The organism is Mucilaginibacter paludis DSM 18603, assembly GCF_000166195.2.
GTDB lineage: Bacteria > Bacteroidota > Bacteroidia > Sphingobacteriales > Sphingobacteriaceae > Mucilaginibacter > Mucilaginibacter paludis.
The window spans coordinates 6,467,487-6,487,010 of sequence record NZ_CM001403.1; the positions used below are offsets into that span (position 1 = coordinate 6,467,487).

Annotated in this window: 17 protein-coding genes; 11 read left to right on the forward strand and 6 right to left on the reverse strand. The window is 43.0% G+C overall.

The features are described 5' to 3' along the window. Nucleotide 1 precedes the first annotated feature (1 nt). The 4 genes from MUCPA_RS27130 to MUCPA_RS27145 all read left to right on the forward strand — a co-directional run bounded on the left by MUCPA_RS27130 (nt 2) and on the right by MUCPA_RS27145 (nt 4,454). Complete coding sequence (locus MUCPA_RS27130) at nt 2-1,306, forward strand: DUF3570 domain-containing protein (RefSeq protein ID WP_008510824.1); 1,305 nt, start codon at nt 2-4, stop codon at nt 1,304-1,306. 20 nt (nt 1,307-1,326) lie between these two features. After that, nucleotides 1,327-1,758 (forward strand): thioredoxin family protein, encoded by a 432-nt coding sequence (locus tag MUCPA_RS27135; RefSeq protein WP_008510826.1) that lies wholly within the window; start codon nt 1,327-1,329, stop codon nt 1,756-1,758. A gap of 331 nt (nt 1,759-2,089) precedes the next feature. Further along, on the forward strand, nt 2,090-2,746 hold the full coding sequence (locus MUCPA_RS27140) for a hypothetical protein (RefSeq protein ID WP_008510828.1): 657 nt from the start codon (nt 2,090-2,092) through the stop codon (nt 2,744-2,746). 589 nt (nt 2,747-3,335) lie between these two features. After that, complete coding sequence (locus MUCPA_RS27145; protein WP_008510830.1) at nt 3,336-4,454, forward strand: pepsin/retropepsin-like aspartic protease family protein; 1,119 nt, start codon at nt 3,336-3,338, stop codon at nt 4,452-4,454. A 1,596-nt stretch (nt 4,455-6,050) separates the two neighbouring features. Here the strand turns inward: MUCPA_RS27145 and MUCPA_RS27150 are convergent. Further along, nucleotides 6,051-6,299, reverse strand: coding sequence for a hypothetical protein (locus tag MUCPA_RS27150; RefSeq protein WP_008510832.1), 249 nt, complete (start codon nt 6,297-6,299; stop codon nt 6,051-6,053). A 10-nt stretch (nt 6,300-6,309) separates the two neighbouring features. Continuing rightward, nucleotides 6,310-7,008 carry a DUF3291 domain-containing protein gene (locus tag MUCPA_RS27155; RefSeq protein WP_008510834.1) on the reverse strand — a complete coding sequence of 233 codons (699 nt, stop codon included), beginning with the start codon at nt 7,006-7,008 and terminating at the stop codon, nt 6,310-6,312. A 375-nt stretch (nt 7,009-7,383) separates the two neighbouring features. Between MUCPA_RS27155 and MUCPA_RS27160 the strand changes: the two genes are divergently transcribed. The 6 genes from MUCPA_RS27160 to MUCPA_RS39340 all read left to right on the forward strand — a co-directional run bounded on the left by MUCPA_RS27160 (nt 7,384) and on the right by MUCPA_RS39340 (nt 12,377). Beyond that, nucleotides 7,384-7,866, forward strand: a complete 483-nt coding sequence (locus MUCPA_RS27160; protein WP_008510835.1) for a GAF domain-containing protein — start codon at nt 7,384-7,386, stop codon at nt 7,864-7,866. Continuing rightward, entirely contained in the window at nt 7,859-8,509 is a 651-nt protein-coding gene (locus tag MUCPA_RS27165; protein WP_008510836.1) for an alpha/beta fold hydrolase, read from the forward strand. Before MUCPA_RS27160 ends, MUCPA_RS27165 begins: the two co-directional genes overlap by 8 nt. After that, the gene (locus MUCPA_RS27170) at nt 8,506-9,108 is read left to right on the forward strand and encodes a DNA-3-methyladenine glycosylase (protein WP_008510838.1); all 603 of its coding nucleotides are present in this window, start codon (nt 8,506-8,508) and stop codon (nt 9,106-9,108) included. The genes MUCPA_RS27165 and MUCPA_RS27170 overlap by 4 nt, the downstream gene beginning before the upstream one ends. A gap of 135 nt (nt 9,109-9,243) precedes the next feature. Then, entirely contained in the window at nt 9,244-10,533 is a 1,290-nt protein-coding gene (kynU, locus tag MUCPA_RS27175) for a kynureninase (RefSeq protein WP_008510840.1), read from the forward strand. A gap of 325 nt (nt 10,534-10,858) precedes the next feature. Beyond that, the gene (locus MUCPA_RS27180; protein ID WP_008510842.1) at nt 10,859-11,761 is read left to right on the forward strand and encodes a histone deacetylase family protein; all 903 of its coding nucleotides are present in this window, start codon (nt 10,859-10,861) and stop codon (nt 11,759-11,761) included. Between the two features lie 481 nt (nt 11,762-12,242). Beyond that, entirely contained in the window at nt 12,243-12,377 is a 135-nt protein-coding gene (locus MUCPA_RS39340; protein WP_262492969.1) for a hypothetical protein, read from the forward strand. 12 nt (nt 12,378-12,389) lie between these two features. Here MUCPA_RS39340 and MUCPA_RS27185 read toward each other — a convergent pair whose 3' ends face one another. Both MUCPA_RS27185 and MUCPA_RS27190 read right to left on the reverse strand, forming a co-directional pair. Further along, on the reverse strand, nt 12,390-13,742 hold the full coding sequence (locus MUCPA_RS27185; RefSeq protein WP_008510844.1) for an MATE family efflux transporter: 1,353 nt from the start codon (nt 13,740-13,742) through the stop codon (nt 12,390-12,392). Nucleotides 13,743-13,820: 78 nt separating this feature from the next. Next, complete coding sequence (locus MUCPA_RS27190) at nt 13,821-15,047, reverse strand: TCR/Tet family MFS transporter (protein WP_040626517.1); 1,227 nt, start codon at nt 15,045-15,047, stop codon at nt 13,821-13,823. Between the two features lie 109 nt (nt 15,048-15,156). On the opposite strand from MUCPA_RS27190, the gene MUCPA_RS36445 reads away from it, so the two are divergent. Next, on the forward strand, nt 15,157-17,106 hold the full coding sequence (locus tag MUCPA_RS36445; protein ID WP_008510846.1) for a redoxin domain-containing protein: 1,950 nt from the start codon (nt 15,157-15,159) through the stop codon (nt 17,104-17,106). 56 nt (nt 17,107-17,162) lie between these two features. Here the strand turns inward: MUCPA_RS36445 and MUCPA_RS27200 are convergent, their stop codons facing one another. After that, nucleotides 17,163-17,870: an LOG family protein gene (locus tag MUCPA_RS27200; protein WP_008510847.1), complete on the reverse strand. Its 708-nt coding sequence runs from the start codon at nt 17,868-17,870 to the stop codon at nt 17,163-17,165. A 148-nt stretch (nt 17,871-18,018) separates the two neighbouring features. Continuing rightward, on the reverse strand, nt 18,019-19,503 hold the full coding sequence (locus MUCPA_RS27205; protein WP_008510849.1) for a sodium:solute symporter: 1,485 nt from the start codon (nt 19,501-19,503) through the stop codon (nt 18,019-18,021). Between the last annotated feature and the right edge of the window lie 21 nt (nt 19,504-19,524).

Consider the following 19,524-nt stretch of genomic DNA (forward strand, 5'->3'; position numbering starts at 1 on the left):
AATGAAAAAGATATATTTATCTGTTATCGGGTTTACTTTTATTTGCCGTTTAAGTACTCAGGCCCAATTGAAAAATACCAGCAGGGATACCGCTTTTACCAGGCCGGTAGTTAGTTTATATACTCCCGTTCAGGATAGTAGCGATTACGATCCCCGGCGTTTACGTTTGGATGAGGTTAACATCGTGTCCAGCTATTATACGCAGGATGGCAACCACTCGCCTATTACGGGTGGTATAGGTACCGAAAAGGTAACTGATTTTGCTAACGGGATAGAGCTTAAATTGGTTTGGTTTGGCAATAACAATAATAAAAATACCATTTCGGCGGCTCTTGGTGTTGATCATCATACATCGGCTTCGGCTGCTTTTGTATCAACCACCGGGGCTTCTAAAACCGGGGGCAGCCGCATTTACCCATCGTTTGATTGGACTATTGAAAAAGCACATACCGGCAATAGTTTTGGGATAGGTACCTATTATTCTACCGAATACAATTATAAATCGTTTGGCGCGGATGTTCATTTCTCATTGAAAACCCCCAGCAAAAACGGCGAATTCAATGCCAAGCTACAGGGGTATTTTGACCAGGTAACGCTGATTTACCCATCCGAGTTTGTTCCAAAAACTACAGTATCCACTACAACAACAATTGTAACCAGCGCAAGCGGCAGCAGCAGTTCGGGCGGCAGTTCCGAAGCGAGCATCCCCTCAAGTCCGCGTAATACCTATACAGCTTCGCTGTCTTACTCGCAGATGATCAATTCGAGGTTGCAAATGATGTTTCTGTTGGATGTAGTTGGCCAGGATGGTTATCTGAGCCTGCCTTTTCACCGGGTTTATTTCACCACTGGGAAAGATACCATCGAGCATTTACCCTCGTCGAGGTTTAAATTGCCTTTAGGTTTCAGGCTCAATTATTTTATGGGTGATAATTTGATCATCCGCTCTTATTATCGTTATTATACTGATAATTGGGGCACTAATTCCAATACGATTAATCTGGAAGTGCCTTATAAAATATCGCCGTTCTTTTCTATATCGCCTTTCTACCGGTATTATACCCAGTCGGCGGCAAAATATTTTGCTCCTTATGGCGTACATACCGTAAGCGAGGAGTATTATACCAGCAATTACGCCTATTCTAAATTTCAGAGCAGCTTTTTTGGGGCCGGTATCCGGATAGCGCCCCCCAAGGGTGTTTTAGGGTGGCAAAATCTGCACGATATGGAAATACGGTACGGCCATTACTCGCAAACTACCGGCCTGGCCTCTGATGTCATATCGGCCAGTTTTAGTTTTAAATAAAATATTGATCAATAGTTTTTATGAAGGTATTATCTATTATCTGTTTATTAATCATTGCCCCTTCTGTTACCTGGCTGGGAGACTTTAACGAAGCAAAAAAGGAAGCATCTCAAAAACATAAGCTGATATTGATTAATTTTTCAGGGTCTGACTTGTGCGGACCCTGCATCCGCTTACGTAAAGAGATATTGGCAACAGCCGAATTTGAAAGCTATGCTGCAGATCACCTGGTGCTGGTCAGGGCCGATTTTCCTCGGCAGAAGAAAAATCAATTGAGCAAGGAACAAACAAAATTGAACGAAGCTTTAGCCGATCAATATAACCCAGAGGGCAAATTTCCATACACATTATTGGTAGACGAAAATGGAAAGGTTGTGAAAACCTGGGACGGCTTTCCTAACGAAACGCCCGGTCAATTTATATCAGGAATTAATGCCGTTTACTCAAAATAAAGCTGCCTTTTAACTTTTAACGTCGGGTTTTGATATGCGCTGTGCACTAAGATTTTAACGGCGTGATGTTAATTTACCAGCGCTTGTGCATACCAAAGCCCCGCCAAATGCCCTCCGGTGAGGCGCCGGGAGGGTTTAGGTGGGATCTTTAAGCAATTTTTGAATAAAGGTCATGATAAAAATAGCAGTATTGTAATTACAAGCAGGTTGAGATGTATCTGCGGTGCGTTTATAAGTTAGTCAATCAAGAGGACACAGCAGCTGAAAATTGAATTTGCTATTGATTATTAACCTCTTAATTATTAAATTTACCAGAGATGGAAGTTTAATTATGAAAAAAAATGCGGCTCTGTTTTTATTGCTCTTTATTGGTCAATACGCATACGCCCAATTTGATGATCTGAACCATATCGATACCTTCATTTACAATAAGGTTTATAAAAATATCGCTGCTTACCAAATTAAACATGTGTTAGCCAATGCTGGTGATAGACCGTTTTCGGCAACAGATCATTTTTTTTATGAGAGTGTGTTACCCGATGCGGACGCCCGTATGGGGATGGTGATTGAAAAAACCGACTTAGTTTATCCTATCAATACTTACGATGTTTACCGTATTACGATGAATGGTATGCAGTTTCAGAATAAGGATAAGATTATGATGACGCTATCAGGTATTAACCCGGGACACTTATTTCTGGTTGCTGTTGATAAGCAAAGCGGTGGTATTAAGTTTATCAGCGGTCAGTTTTTTCTGAGCGCTATTAGCGCCGATTTTAATTTAAACCGTAACGATCCTTCTTCGTTTATCAATTATTTGTTTTTCAAAACCTATGCCGATGAGTTAAAGAATATTCAATTCGGTAAGCGGATACTGAACCTGTGTTATTACCGTGCCTTTTCAACAGCGTTACAGAAGCCGGTGAACCTTGTTTTAGATACAAAAAACATGGAGGTTGTTAAAATGTTGGGGCAAAAAACAGAATAAATAATCAGCAAACTAAATTATGCCGGATAGGTGATGGGAGCAAATTGGGTGGCCTGAATGGGTAAATTTATATCATATATCGAGGCGCTTCAGTGGGACTTTATGATACCACCTGGTTTGGATACGCTTTCATTGGCAGTTTAGCAGCAACCAACGTACAATGGAGATGGGTATTATCGTTTTACTTCATCTCGTTTTCATTTACACAACTTTATTTTGTATGTAGAGATTAAAATGCGAATTTCTATATACCCGAAACGAAATCGCTTTATTTAAGCTAAACTTGTACTTGTTAAACCAACCATATTTATGAAAATTTTTAAATTAACATCAGTCGTACTCCTATTATCCTTTAGTTGCAATGCCCTTTTTGCACAGATGATCCGCAACCGGGCCGTTCATTTCAAAAGACACCGCATTAGCCACCATCACCATAAACAATAATGCTAAACAAGTTGTATTTAACGCCCCGTTTCGGAAGTTTTTGAATCGATAAGAGGCCTTCCCGCAACGATGTCGCCATTAACTAATCCAATAGATATTGGGGCGCTACCGTAAGCACGTACATAAATTACTGTAAATATTACTTATGAAAAAAAATATCCGCTATTCTTCGGCAATCCTAAGCCTTTGTGTATTATTTGCATTGCCTTCCTGTAAAAAGGATAGTTCGGGCGGTTCGGTAACACCAACTGTAACCACCGCTACACCTACCAAAATTGGCCTGTATGAGGCCGACTCATCTATTTACAAATTGCTTTTTATTGCTGTTCCTAAAATAGGTACTCAAACGGTAAACCAGTACTTGATATTTGATACCGGGTCTGGAGGTATGGTGATTGATGCGCACGAAATTCTGCCTGCATCCATGATCACAAGTACAGGGTTCAATTTTACCGGTGATTCTACAGTAGTTAATGGCATTACTATAACCAATCAAACCTCAACAATTCAGTATGGAGCCGATAAAAGTACTTTAGAAACAGTATACGGAAATCTGGCTTATGCATCAGTAACCGTTGGCGATCACGGCGGCAGTATTACCGTAAAACGGTTGCCTTTCTTTTTATACTATAAGGGTACCAATAGTGCCGGCAAGATGGAGAGTACAGGCACGTTCGATATTTTTGGCGTTAATTCCGAATATGATGTAACGTTTAATAATGGCGCCTATATAACCAGTCCGTTTAGTTATTTTGACCCTGGAACCGGCCTGACTAAGGGCTTTAAAATGGCTGCCTTAGGAACAAATAATTTTTCGTTAAATGGCACCTTTGTGGCAGATGTACTTACACTTGGGCTTACCTCGTCAGACCTTAGCTCTTCTTCCGGCTTCACCATGCACACGCTTAGTCAATATGCCGGTTACGGCTATTCAGTTACTGTACCAGCAGGCTTTACTTACGGTAGTAAATCGGTATCGTCGGCGTACACCGTATTCGATACAGGCACCGAGCCATACACTTATCTGGAAGATAAAACAGCAGCCAGTACCATGACTTTGCTACCTACCAGCACAGCGGTATCCATAACAACAACTTTTAATTTTAATTATAGTTACAGCGTAAGTGCTACCGAAAACTTAACCTACGTTGAAAATCCATCATCATCTGGAAGTAACGTATCCATCATTAGCCTTGAGTACTTTCTGAACAACGAGTATATGCTTGACTACACTAATCATAAACTTGGATTAAAATATAACTAAAGTAGCAAGGTTCAGTAGGGGGTATTATAAAAATTTGAGGCCGGTCACTAAGCAGGTGACGCGGCCTTTTTTATGTCCGATCACATACCTAAGTATCAATTTAAATGGAATAAATGCTCTTTAAATTATCCAATTATATATCCAAAGATTTAAACAGAGTAGTTGTGGTTGTGTTTTTTTATCCCTTATACATAAGCGTATAATAGGTACTCATGTATTCATTTGTAAATAATCTAAATTTGATTTTAGGCTTAATTTAAGTTGTTATTATGCGATAAAATTGAAATTAATTCAATTAAACCAGAAATAAATTTTGTTATCTAATCTGATTTTAACTCACTTAAATGTGGATAAAATTTGGATGATGTCTTTACAGATATACGATCTTTGGGTAAGATGGAGACGTTTAAAAAAATAAAATTTGCTAACTAAAAACTATATTTATTAAAAATTTGGCTTTTAAAACCATGCTTTTTTTGGTGTTTAATTTTGATTTATCAAATGAATTCATTTTAATTAATTAAAAAATAAATGCTATTTTGTCATGTTTCATGATGTGTTTTTTTTTATTTAGTTATCGTAAAAAAATATAATTTTTGGTGATATGATTTACATTTTCTATCATGCTATTTTACTTTTATTTTACTTTTATTTCAAGATTTAACTGCTTATTTGATGTTTCTTTTTATTAATAAAAATTGATTTTGGTTTTGTAAAGTAATTATTTTATCATAGATAACAAGTTGAAAAAAAAGACATTTAATTTTTTTTAAAATCTTTCATCAGAAATAAATTCTAATTTACATTCTTTTTAGCATTGTTTTATGGGTGCAATATGCTACTCAAGTTTGGCTAATTATTTAAAAATAATAACCCTTGACCTCCATTTTTATAAAGGTGACCTTGGCCTGAACGATATTTTTTAGCTATTTAAAATCGGCTTACAACGTAGTTAAACTGCAAATTTTCGTTCTTAAAAAGCAGGAGAAATCTTTCATACTTAATTCAAGCTATCCTGATTGTTGTACACGTTGGCAGTTTTTTTCGGGCCATAAAACTCAATATTTAAATGGAAATTCATAGTCGTTTTATATGACCTGATTTTTTTAAAGCCAGAAATTTTTCTTTGATTGTCGTGTTAACCTCCTCTTTATTGGTTTTTCTAACGGTATGCTAAGGCTGGGGGTGGGAGGCTATTGTTTCTGGAAATAGTATACAAAATATAAAAATTGGAGTAAGGAGCCGCTTAAATATTAACCCCAGCGGCCATTTATTTATTGAGCCTTATCACCTACGATCATCTTGCTTTTTAAAGGGATATATTTAGTAGCTTTAGCTAATCAAGTAACTTGTTTAAATAGGTACGAATAGTACTGAAGGATGCGTTTTAGGTCGTTTTTAAGCGCAAAATTATATTTGGTACGGTTTTATATTTAATTGATAATCAGAAAATTATATTATTTTACTTAAATAAATTAATGAGATTTAAAGGAGTGGTGGTGTGTAGAACTTGATTGTAGCCAAATTTAATTTTGTTTGGTTGTTTTTTTGTGTTTAATTTATTGATAATTAGTTAGTTGTCGTTTTATTAATAAACTAATAGTTATACCTGTAAAAGCTGTCTTTAAAGTCCCTTCTCATCGTTAGAAACCGTTCGCCCACAGTCTTTAAAAACGCATCGTCCAGCAACTCAAATACGCTATTCACTCCGTCGGTTAAGTCCATTTCCGGTATCTTATAAATTTGTTCAAGCGAACCTTGTTCCAGTTTGATGATGAATTTTTGGTTCATCGACATAATTGATATTTTAAATTCGGGATGCGGTAGTTCTGCAATTATTCTCATGTTATTAAATTTATTTAACGATGTCTTTCAATAGATTTTTGCCGTTGATGGTTCCCCATGTTTCCACGGGTTTAAACCGGGCGAATAGCTCCTCTTTGTACCAGTTTTCTTCTCGCGTTTTTTTGATCACTTCAGCATGTTTTGGCGAGCGGTAAGCATAGTTTTTTACTGCCTCTAAATTCTCCCAGATAGAGAAAGTTGCCTGCTTATAGACCGGCGCCTCACCGATACCGATCGAAGTGATATAGCCTGGCGAGCTGGTTAATAATTCGGCAGCGTCGTCCACGTTCGACCAGAAATTTTTTACCTTGTTCAAATGAATAGTTGCTCGGGTAAGCACAGCTATGGGCCCGTTGTAACCGGTGGTATTCGGTGTCCCGAATGGCTCTTGTCCGTCCCATTTTCCGTGGCTTTGCAGGGGCTCGCAAAGTACTGTCCATTGCTCGTAAGCAAGCATCCGCCACCAACTGGATACGAATGATTTTTTATAAAAGTGATCAAAGTCTTCTCGCTCGTTCCATACTGCTAATAGCCCCCATTGTTGCCAATCAGGTTGCAGGTCAAATGTGCCATTATGTCCGCAACCTAATAATTTCCAAAAGGTGCATCCCCGGCAAAAAAACATCGGCAGGCGGTGCAAGGCCATGGCCATCAAGGCAGCTGGCACAAGCGCCTTTCGGTAACGGATAATGGTTAAACTAACTATCATTAAAAGCTAAGTAAAAAATTAAAAGCGGATAAGCTTGTGTTTGTTGATAAATGCTTTCAATGTGCAAATCTGTTCGATGTGCAGATTTGTAAATGCGCATATGTACAAATGGTAGATGTGCAAATTTTTATCAATGGGTAAAGTGGGCGCTGAATCTCCGACCTGCCATATTCCCAGCTGCAAATTTTCGCACTGGCCCAACCTCCTCTCATTTTTTGCATATCTGCACACCTGCACATTCGCTCATCTTCTCTATTTAGCACATCCCCCTCACATTATCTCATCTGCCCATTCTAACATTCTCACATTTTTCTCCATTTACTCATCTGCACATTCTCACATCTGCACATTGAAGCATTTTCTTATTTTTGTTTTATGGCAGACGATTTAACCATCCTTACTTCCGCTACCAAAGCGGAGCAATATCAATCACTCATCCCTCAAATTGAAGCCCTGCTTCAGGGCGAGGCCGACCTGGTAGCTAACCTGGCTAATGTTTGCGCGGCTTTAAAGGAGCAGTTCAAATGGTTTTGGGTGGGGTTTTACCTGGTTAAAAACGGCGAGCTGGTTTTAGGGCCATTTCAGGGCCCGGTGGCTTGTACCCGGATAGCCAAAGGCAAGGGCGTTTGCGGGGCAGCCTGGCAACAAGCCCAAACTTTGGTGGTGCCTGATGTGGATGCTTTTCCCGGACATATCGCTTGCAGTTCCCTGTCGCGGTCGGAGATTGTGGTGCCGCTCTATGATCAAGATCAGGTGGTAGGGGTATTAGATGTGGACAGCGAGGAACTTGATCAATTTGACCAGACGGATGCGCTGTATCTTGAACGGGTGGTAAGGCTAATCAAATTCCATGTCTAAATTGTTTTTAATTTCCGGCTTGGGTGCCGATGAGCGGCTCTTCAGTAAGCTGGATCTTTCCGGGTTTGATGTGGTGGCCATACCCTGGATAAAGCCGGGCCCGCACGATACCTTAGCCACTTATGCAGCAAGGCTGATCAGAGAGTTTGGCATCGTGCCTCAATCGAGCGTTATCGGCGTATCTCTGGGCGGCATGCTTACCGTGGAGGTGGCCAGGCAGGTGCAGTTAAAGCATGCCATTATCATCTCAAGCATTAAGTCGGCGCATGAGGCTCCCCGGTATTTTAAATTTTTCAGAAGCCGGGCTGCTCAGGTGTTGGTATCGGGTAAATTGGCTAAGACAATCGGCCTGGTGTTGATGCCTGTTTTTGGGCAGCGGCCGGGTAGCGAAGGTGGGCAGATTTTTAGTTCGATGCTCAAAGATTCCGACGCGGAATTTTTAACCTGGGCCATGCACGCCGTATTGGATTGGAGCGGCAATCCGGTTTCATCAAAAATCAATCATATTATCGGCGAAGCCGACCTGGTATTTCACCAACGCAAAATTAAAGACGCCATTGTTGTACCCAAAGGTGATCACCTGATGGTGTACGTACGCGCGGCTGAGATTAGCGGCTTAATCAGGGGGATCCTGCAATCATGAAATTGCCTGTCGATTTTTATACCCATGGCGATGTGTTAGCCATCACCCGCAATTTGTTGGGCAAGTACCTGTTCACTAAAATTGACGGTATGGTCACCGGTGGCTATATTGTTGAGGCCGAAGCTTACAATGGGGTTATCGATAAAGCATCGCATGCCTACGGCAACAGGCGGACGCCACGTACCGAAACCATGTTTATGCATGGCGGCGTCAGTTACGTTTACCTGTGTTACGGCATTCACGAAATGTTTAACATCGTAACCTCAGGCGAAGGCAAGCCCCACGCGGTGCTCATCCGCGCTATTGTACCTACCGATGGTATTGAAGAAATGCTGTTGAGGCGCGATATGCCGATGCTCAAGCCCAATATCACAGCCGGGCCAGGCTCGGTTGCTAAAGCCCTCGGCATATCCCGCAAAATAAACGGTTTTGATTTACAGGGCGACGTGATCTGGATTGAAGACCGCGGGCTATCCTTTAGCAACGATGAGATCAAAGCCGTGCCCAGAGTTGGCGTAAGTTACGCCGCCGAAGATGCCTTGTTACCTTACCGCTTGTTTGTAAAGGGCAATCCTTACGTAAGCAAACCCAATAAGTAATTGGTCGGGGAGGTAGGTAGCTGATCTCTGGTTAGCTATCAGGCCGTACCAATTAAGCTGCAAATTGCATACCCCGGTATGCTACATGGCGTAATCCATTTTTGCAGAATATCCTAATTTCGTATCATTGGGGCAATGAATTATCAAAATACTTTAGCCTTTGCACGCGAATTAGATGAGCAAGATAATCTTGCCGGTTTTAGAAACGAATTTATCATCCCCCAGCATCACGGTCGGGATATGATTTACCTCTGCGGTAATTCACTTGGCTTGCAGCCCAAAGCTACTGCCGGCGTAATTGCTGAGCAGTTAAGCAACTGGGGTAGCTTAGCCGTTGAAGGTTGGTTTGAAGGGGATAGCCCCTGGATGCATTACCACAAAAAATTAACAGAACCTTTAGCGGCCATAGTGGGTGCCCTGAATACCGAGGTAGTAGCCATGAATACCCTCACCGTAAATCTTCATTTTTTACTGGTTAGCTTTTACAGGCCCACAGCAAAAAAATATAAAATACTGATGGAGGGCGGTGCCTTCCCTTCAGACCAGTACGCCATCGAGAGCCAGGTACATTTTCATGGCTATCAACCTGACGACGCCATTATCGAAGTATTTCCGCGGGCGGGAGAAGATACCTTGCGGACTGAGGATATCATCAGGACGATTCATGATCATGCAGATGACTTGGCCCTGGTGCTGTTTGGTGGGATTAATTATTATACCGGGCAGTTTTATGACCTGGAGCAGATTACCCAGGCGGCGCACCAGGTTGGGGCATACGCAGGTTTTGATTTGGCACACGCCGCAGGCAACGTTCCGCTACAGCTCCATCACTGGCAGGTCGACTTTGCCTGTTGGTGCTCTTACAAGTACATGAACTCAAGTCCGGGCGGCATCAGCGGTGCTTTTATTCACGAAAAACATTTTGGAAATAAGGAGCTGAACCGTTTTGCCGGATGGTGGGGATACAGGGAGGATAAGCGTTTTGAAATGAAGCCTGGTTTTAAGCCTCAGGAAGGCGCGGAAGGTTGGCAAGTGAGTTGCAGTCCGTTGCTCTTAATGGCGGCCCATAAAGCGTCTTTAAATGTGTTTGAAAAAGCTGGTTACATTGAGCCACTTCGTAAAAAGAGCAAATTGCTTACCGGCTACCTGGAATATCTGATAGAAGGGATCAACACGGCGCATCAAAAGCAGTTGTTTAAAATCATCACCCCTAAAAATGAAAATGAGCGCGGCTGCCAGCTATCCATTGTCTGTGATAACGGTAAAGCGATATTTGATCAACTGGTTGAAGGCGGTGTTTTGGGCGACTGGCGCGAGCCGGATGTGATCCGCCTGAGCCCGATACCCTTATACAATTCGTTTGAAGATGTTTATTTAGCCGGAAAGCTTTTGGCTGGGAGCGTCACTCAGTTTTTTGCAGAGTAACCTTCTTGCCCTTGTCGACATCCCCACCCTCTCTCCTTGTCGGTGTCCCCACCGACAAGTATCTTTGCGCATGTTTTGCATTATTGTCGGTGGGGACACCGACAACGGGTGAGGCGGCTTCTGCAAGCGCATTCCGTTGTCATTTTGTCCTTACTCCCCTTGTCGGTGTCCCCACCGACAACTATTGTCGAGCAGGATTTGAATACATTCACAAGGGGCAAAAGTAACCTTAAATTTAACCGGGCATCTGGTTTAATATCGATTTTTTACCGGGGATATGATGTATTTTGTTTGTGTTTGAAAACACGTTGTTTAAAAAAGCTTTATGCTGAAAATAGCTTACCATCCAATTTATGCACATCCGCTTCCCGAGGGGCACCGTTTTCCGATGCTGAAGTATGAACTGATACCGCAGCAGCTATTGCACGAAGGGGTTATCACCAGCGATAATTTATTTTCGCCGGATGCTGTTGATGAAGCTACTATCCTGCTCAGTCACCAAAAAGATTATTGGGAGCAACTTCGCGATTTAACCTTGTCTGCTAAAGAGCAAAGGCGTATCGGTTTTCCCTTATCTGCCCGTTTAGTGGAGCGGGAAGTGCGGATTGCTAAAGGTACTATTGACGGCTGTTATTTTGCCTTTGAACATGGTGTCGCCTTTAATGTAGCCGGAGGAACGCATCATGCGGGTAGCAATTGGGGCGAGGGTTTTTGTATGCTGAACGATCAGGCCATTGCTGCCAACTATCTGCTGGCAGAAAAATTAGCAACCTCCGTTTTAATTGTCGATTTAGATGTACATCAGGGGAACGGCACGGCGCAGATCTTTGAAAACGAAAGCCGTGTATTCACTTTCTCGATGCATGGCGCCAACAATTTCCCATCCCGTAAGGAAAAATCAGACCTGGACTTACCCTTGCCCGATGGTACTTCGGATGATCAGTTTTTAAGCCTCCTCAAAAATACCCTTCCCCAATTAATCGAACAGCAAAAGCCCGATTTTATATTTTACCTGGCCGGAGTTGATGTTTTAGAAAGTGATAAATTAGGCAAACTCGCCCTGAGCAAAGAGGCCTGCAAAGCCCGCGACCGTTTTGTTTTTGAGCAATGCATGCAAAATAGAATCCCCGTCCAGGTAAGTATGGGCGGCGGTTACTCACCGCAAATTAAAGATATTGTAGAAGCGCACTGCAATACTTTTAAAGTAGCGGATGAACTTTATTTTTGAGGGGGGAGGTGGTAGTCCATGGTCGATAGACCATAGACCATGGTAAAAAGTCGATGGCACATGGGTAGTCCATGGTCGATAGACCATAGTCCATGGTAAAAAGTCGATGGCCCATGAGTGGTCCATGGTCGATAGACCATAGACCATGGTAAAAAGTCGATGGCACATGGGTAGTCCATGGTCGATAGACCATAGTCCATGGTAAAAAGTCGATAGCCCATGAGTAGTCCATGGTCGATAGTCCATAGACCATGGTAAAAAGTCGATGGCTCATGAGTAGTCCATGGTCGATAGACCATAGTCCATGGTAAAAAGTCGATGGCCCATGAGTGGTCCATGGTCGATAGACCATAGTCCATGGTAAAAAGTCGATGGCCCATGAGTGGTCCATGGTCGATAGTCCATAGTCCACGGTAAAAAGTCGATAGCCTATATACAAGTTAAATAAGTTTTCAGTGGCCATGGGATCATCGACCATAGTATGCCGAAAGCCCAAACCATGGTCTATGGACTATCGACCATGGACTATATAGCCCCGCAGTTTAAGTTTTTAGCGACCATAGCCTACCCCGAAAGCCAAAACCATGGTCTATGGTCTATCGACCATGGACTATAGATCGACCATGGACTACAGGCTAATCCGCTTACTAATCACCTGGAACCGTGCAAACAGCAGTAACGATGCTACCCCGAGGCCCAGCACCAGGCCGCACCAAACGCCAATTGCGCCTAAGTGCAGGTGGAAGCCCAACCAATAGCCAAAAGGTAAACCCAGTACCCAATAAGCCAGAAAGGTGATGAGGGTAGGGTAGTTTACATCGCCCATGCCGCGTAAAATGCCGAGCCCTACAACCTGCGCCCCATCAAACAACTGGAATATGGCGGCCAGGATAAGTAACTGCGCGGCTACCTGAATTACCTGTTGGTCGGAGGTGTAGATCCAGGGTAAAATATGGTTACCAAACATAAAGATCAGTGCCGTTACCGACATAAAGCCTAATACAATGTGGTAGCTTGATATGGCCGAGAGCCTTAGGCCCGCAAAATTTTTGGCGCCAAAGTTATTGCCCGATTTAATGGCCGCTGCCGACGACAGGCCGCTGGCCATCATGTAGGTGATGGAGGCCAGGCTGATGGCTACCTGGTGGGCCGCCTGATCAACGGCGCTGATGGTTCCTATCAAAATATTGGCGCCTGCAAAAGCGCTGATCTCGAAGGTATATTGCATGGCAACCGGAGCGCCCAATCGCAACAACTGCCAGCTGCGCACACGGCTAAAGCTGCGCAGGGCAAAATCTTTTAAATAAACCTTAAAACGGGCCGATCTTAAAACGTAGAGGCTCATTACCGTGGCCATCACACAACGGTCAATCAGGGTGCTGTACCCAACCCCGCGTACCCCCATTGGTGTAATGCCAAACATGCCCTTTACAAAAATTATCCCGAGGAAAATATTAAGCAGGTTTCCCCAGATGGAGATCTTCATGGCCTGTTTGGTAAAGCCAAGCCCCTCTGCAAATTGCTTAAAGGTATTAAATATCATCAGGGGGACGATTGATACTCCCAGCAACAACAAAAAAGGCTTAGCCAGGGTAATCACTTCGGGCGCCTGGTTCAGGTTATCGAGCGCGAGCCGCGAGCCAAAGTACACCACCCCAAAAAGTACAAGGGCAGTAAACAGGTTAATAAGCAGGCTGTTAAAAAGCAGTTGCCCGCATTCGCTGTAATTTTTACGGCCGTTAGCCTGAGCTATTAAAGGCGTTATGGCGTAAGATATACCCAGGCCAGTTACCAGGATCACCATAAAAACACTGCCAGCCAGCGAAACTGCAGCCAGGGCCGTGGTGCCTGCAAAATGGCCGATAATCACGCTATCCGACGTTTGCACCAGCATGTGGCCCAGTTGTGATATCACAACCGGTATGGCCAGGCTTAAATTATCGCGGTAATGAGGTTTGTATTTGGTATAAAGCTGTTTCATAAGGCCCCTTGTAAAGCGGCCCGCAAAGGTACTGATTACTTGCGAAACGCAGTTAAGTTGCCTGGTTTAAAATAGGCATTAAGCAATATTCCGTTTAAAACTGCGTACGGCAAAAACGGTGGCTAAAAGCATACAAATAGCCCCCAGCATAAATGGAGCCCCCGGAAATTGCAGCGGCGCATTTTTGCCCGTGAAATAAGCAAAAAGGGTAGTCATGATAAACGGCCCCGCAATAGAGGTAAGGCTTACCAAGCTGGTTAGGCCTCCTTGCAGCTCGCCCTGCTCGTTAGCCGGTACTTCGGCCGTAATAATGCCCTGCAAAGCCGGTCCGGCAATACCGCCCAGGCAATAGGGGATAGAAAATGCAAACATCATCCAGCTTTTACTGGCAAAAGCAAACAAGATCAGGCCGATGCTGTAGAGTAATAAGCCCAAGGTAACGCTTCGCTGGTTACCCAGCTTCGGGATAACTAAGCGGGTAAGCCCACCTTGTACGGCCCCAACCAGCAAGCCGATAAAACCTAACGAATAGCCAACCCAGGCTTCGCTCCAGTTAAATTTCTCCATCGTATAAAATGTCCATACGGTTTGTACGGATTGCGCTGCCAGGTAAATAAGCACGTACGAGGTAATTAAACCTAAAACAGCCGGATATCTGCCCAATTGCACCAACGAGCCTATCGGGTTAGCGCGGCTTAGCTCAAATTTTCGCCTCTTATCCGCAGGCAGCGATTCTGGCAACACAAAATACCCGTACAGGGCATTTAACAAGGCCAGGGCCGAGGCCGCTATAAACGGCAGTTGCGTACTGTAGTTTCCTAAAACGCCACCCAAAACAGGGCCTATAATAAAGCCCATGCCAAAGGCGGCGCCCACCATGCCAAAGTTTTGCGCACGGTTTTCGTTTGTGCTGATATCAGCTATATAGGCGGTAGCCGTGGTAAAGCTTGCCCCGGTGATGCCGGCAATAACACGGCCCAGAAACAGCCACCAGATGGTAGGGGCAAAGGCCAGAAAAAGATAATCCACCCCGAACCCTAAAAGTGATCCGAGCAAAACCGGGCGGCGACCGTACTTGTCGCTCAGGTTGCCAATTACCGGTGCAAATAAAAATTGCATAACGGCATAGGCAACGGTAAGGTAGCCTCCGTACCGGGCAGCTGTGCTCAGGTCGCCATGAACCAGGTGCTGGATTAGTTTGGGGAAAACGGGTATGATGATTCCGAAACCCGTAACATCAATAAGCAACGTGATAAAAATGAAACCCAACGCCGCCGGGCGCTTTGTTTTAACTGGTTGATCCATGCTTGCAAAATAAATAAGAATGATCAAATATCAATCTTTAAAATATTAATAAATTATAATTTGTTTATGATCAATAAAGTAGTATATTTAACTATAAACTTAGTTACCTATGAAATTCATCGCCATGCTTTGCGCCTTGCCGGGGCTGTTTGCCCTGCAATACGCCACCGCGCAGGATAACCGCCTGTCGCTATCAAACAATAGGCCTGCCGCGGGCCAAACCATTACTTTTACTTATAACCCCGAGGGTTCTCCATTAACAGGTAAGGACGCTATAGCGGCAGAAATTTATTATATGGGTAAAGGTACGGCGGTTGAGGATATTGATATGAAACGTGAAGGCACCGGGTGGATAGGTAAAATTCAAATTCCGGCGGATACAAAAGCTTTCTTTTTTAAGTTTTATAAAGGAACTGAAAAAGATAAAAACGACCAGAAAGGATTTATATGGCCGGTATATAAAGACGGTAAACCGGTATCTGGCGCATACGCAGCCGAAGCTACCTTTTATGGCAGTTTAGGTAATTATTATACCGGCATCAAAAAAGATACTTCTGAAGTCATTAAAATGTATGAAAAAGAATTTGCGCTTTATCCTGAAAACGAAAATTCTTACAAGTTGAGTTATTATCGTTATTTAATATTAACCAAAAGGCCCGGTGTTGACCAGCAAATTGAACAAGAAATTGCCCTTTTGCTAAAAAGCAATAACGAAAGGGACCTCATGAAGGTACAATCTTACTTTGCGCTTTTAAACAAACGGTCCCAGTCGGATTCTATGACAACAGTTATCAAAAATAAATTCCCGGATGGAGCGCTGGTGATGAATGATGCCACCCTTGCTTTTTATAAAGAGAAGGATGTCGAAAAAAAGCAACGTTTATACGATGCCTACACCAAAAAATATACTGCAGAGCAATCTGCCAGAGGGTTGATTGGAATTGATGATATGAAATTGATGCTGGCATCGGCTTATGTGCAAGGTGGGATGTATAGTCAATTTGATGTTTATGCCGGGCAGATAACTGACAAAAAGAGGTTGGCACCTATGTTAAACAGCGTTGCGTACGAGATGGCTCAAAAGGGAACCGATCTGGTTAAGGCTGAGCAATTGTCTAAACAAGCATTGGATATGGCCGATAACGATCGGAAAAATCTGACGCAAAACAAACCGCAGGCTTATACCCTGACTGCCTGGAATAAGGCTGCCAACCAAACTTATCGCATTTACGCCGACACCTATGCGTTTATATTGTACAAGCAGGGGAAATACCAGGAAGCGCTTGCTTACCAGAAGCCCGTTTACGAAATTTCTAAAGGCCCTGAAGTAAGTGAGCACTATGCTTTGATAGTGGCTGCTTTGGGCAGCAACCGGGAAGCGATGGATATTTTTGAAACATTGGTAAAAACTGGAAAAGGCTCAAAGGATGTAAGGAGCGAACTAAAAAACGAATATGTTAAAGTGAAAGGCAGCGATGCGGGCTATGATGAATACCTGGCTGCACTGACCGAGCAAGCTACGGCAAAAAACCGTGAGGCTATAGCTAAACAAGCTATTAATGAACCTGCGCCTATTTTTACAATTAAGGATTTAGATGGAAAAACAATTGCCCTGCAGGATTTAAAGGGTAAGGTAGTGATAGTTGATTTTTGGGCCACCTGGTGCGGCCCGTGTAAGGCATCATTACCAGCCATGCAAATGGCTGTAAATAAATATAAAAACAATCCCGGTGTTGTATTCTTGTTTATTGATACCTGGGAAACTGATGCGGATTTTATTACCGGGGTGAAGAAGTTTGTGGCCGATAACAAGTATAACGATATGCAGGTGCTCATTGACGAAAAAGGAAGTGATGGCAGACAATCGAAAGTGGTTAGCGCCTATAAAGTAAGTGGCATACCTACTAAATTCGTGATCGATAAAGATGGTAATATCAGGTTTAAGGTAATTGGTTTCGCCGGATCAGCCGATGCTTTGGTAGACGAAGTTTCAAGTATGGTGGATATAGCTGCAACGCCTTATGTTGCAAAAGCTAAGGCTGTAGCGGAGCTTAAGTAAAACAAAATAGCCATTGCCGTATTTGGGCAATGGCTATTTTGAATACATATTGTTGATTAAAAATTCGGTTTCAGTACATATTTATCATAGAACCTGAAGATATGCTCAACTGCTTCTTCGGCAGTATCAACTACACGGTACAAGTTCAGATCGTCGGCCTTGATGTTGTTTTCGGCATTCAGCATTTTATCTTCAACCCACTTAAATAAACCGCCCCAATAGTCGGTGCCTACAAAAACGATAGGGAAACGGGCAATTTTACCGGTTTGGATCAGCGTAATAGCCTCAAACGATTCATCCATGGTGCCGAAGCCGCCGGGCAGGATTATAAAGCCTTGCGAGTATTTCATAAACATTACCTTACGTACAAAAAAGTAATCAAACTCCATCAGTTTATCCCTGTCGATATATTTATTGTGGAACTGCTCAAAAGGCAACTCAATATTTAAACCTACCGATTTACCGCCAGCCTCGTAAGCGCCTTTATTGGCAGCTTCCATAATGCCGGGACCACCGCCGGATATAACGCCATAACCACGTTCGGTTAATAAACGTGCTGCGGTTTCCGACATTTTATAATAAGGGTTCTCGTTTTTGGTGCGTGCCGACCCGAATATGGAAACACAGGGGCCAATTTTGGCCATCTTCTCAAAGCCGTCAACAAACTCGGCCATTATCTTAAATATCTGCCAGCTATCAGTTACCTTAATTTCCTGCCAGTTCTTATTCTCAAACGCGTGTCTGATTTTTTCTTCACTTGTCATATTTCTTCACAAAAGGGTGTAAATATAGTTGTTTTGGTTGAGAATTAGCGGATGTTATTTATGGTCCATGGTCAATAGTCGATAGTCCATGGTCCATAGTCCCTGGTGATCGAGCGGTGTTTGTAGTTCACGAATATCTTCCAAATAACTAACCAGCAACCAACTCCTTCTTCCTGCTTGATGTTATCCAGAGCCCCACAAAGGTGATCAACCCGTTAATAATGATCAATTCGTTATCAAATACGTATCCGCCGAATAATGTTTTTGAATTCAGGCTTAAAAAGTAGCACACAGCGGGCGATATCAAACAAATAAACGGTACCAGTTTATCCTCTACCTGTCTGCGGCTTACAAATAGGCCAAACGAATATAGGCCGAGTAGCGGGCCGTAAGTATACGAGGCGACTTTGAATATGGCGCTTACTACGGCATCGTTATTAATGGCGTTAAAAATAATGATGGTTAAAAACATGAGCCCCGAAAAGGCAATGTGTACCAGGTGCCGGGCCCTTACCATGGCCTTGCTATTCACGTTTTCGCTTTTGTTGAAATTTAAAAAGTCAACGCAAAATGATGTTGTCAACGCCGTCAATGCCGAATCGGTAGTAGCGAAGGTAGCAGCCGTTAAGCCAAACATAAACACCACAGCCGGCACAAGGCCCAGGTAATTTAAAGCGAGGGTAGGATATAGGTAGTCAGTTTTGGGTACGGTTATACCATACTTTTGGGCGTACATATACAGCAAGGCACCTACGCTTAAAAAAAAGATATTGATAATTACAAAAACGCCGGTAAAACTGAACATATTTTTTTGTGCTTCGCCGATGTTTTTGCAGCTTAGGTTTTTCTGCATCAGATCCTGATCCAAACCCACCATGGCAATGGTAATAAACAAGCCCCCCATAAACTGCTTGCCAAAATGGAATTTATTGGCTAAAAGATCGTTAAAGAAAAATATTTTCGAGTAACTGCTGTTTTTAATGGCATCGGCAGCCTCAAAAACATTCATGTTCAGGCTGCGGCATATAAAGTAGATAGATAAGAAAACCGACGATACCAGGAAAAATGTTTGCAAACTATCGGTAATAATAATGGTTTTTAACCCGCCTTTATATGTGTACGACCAGATGAGCAACAAGCAGATGAGCACCGTAACCGCAAAAGGTACATGGTAACTATCAAAAATAAATTTTTGCAGCACAATAACCACCAGGTATAAACGGAACGCCGAGCCTATAACCCGGCTGATTAAAAATATCCCTGCCGCCGTTTTATAACTCCAGGTGCCCAGCGCACCCTCAATATAGCTGTAGATGGAGGTTAGTTTTAAGCGGTAATATAGCGGCAGCAATACGGTTGCTATTACAATAAACCCGGCAGCGTTACCCAACACAAACTGAAAATACTCAAACTGATCGCCGGTGGGCGCGCCAACTTTTCCGGGTACAGATATAAAGGTTACCCCGCTTAAGGCGGTACCTATCATCCCGAAGGCTACCAGGTACCATTTTGAATTACGGTTGGCTACGAAAAACGTATCGTTGTCAGACGATTTTCTGGATGTGAGGTAGGAGATGAGGATAAGTACTAAAAAGTAACCGATAATAAAGGAGAGGAGTATTGCTGGCGACATAGATGCGTTTGTTATTTAGTT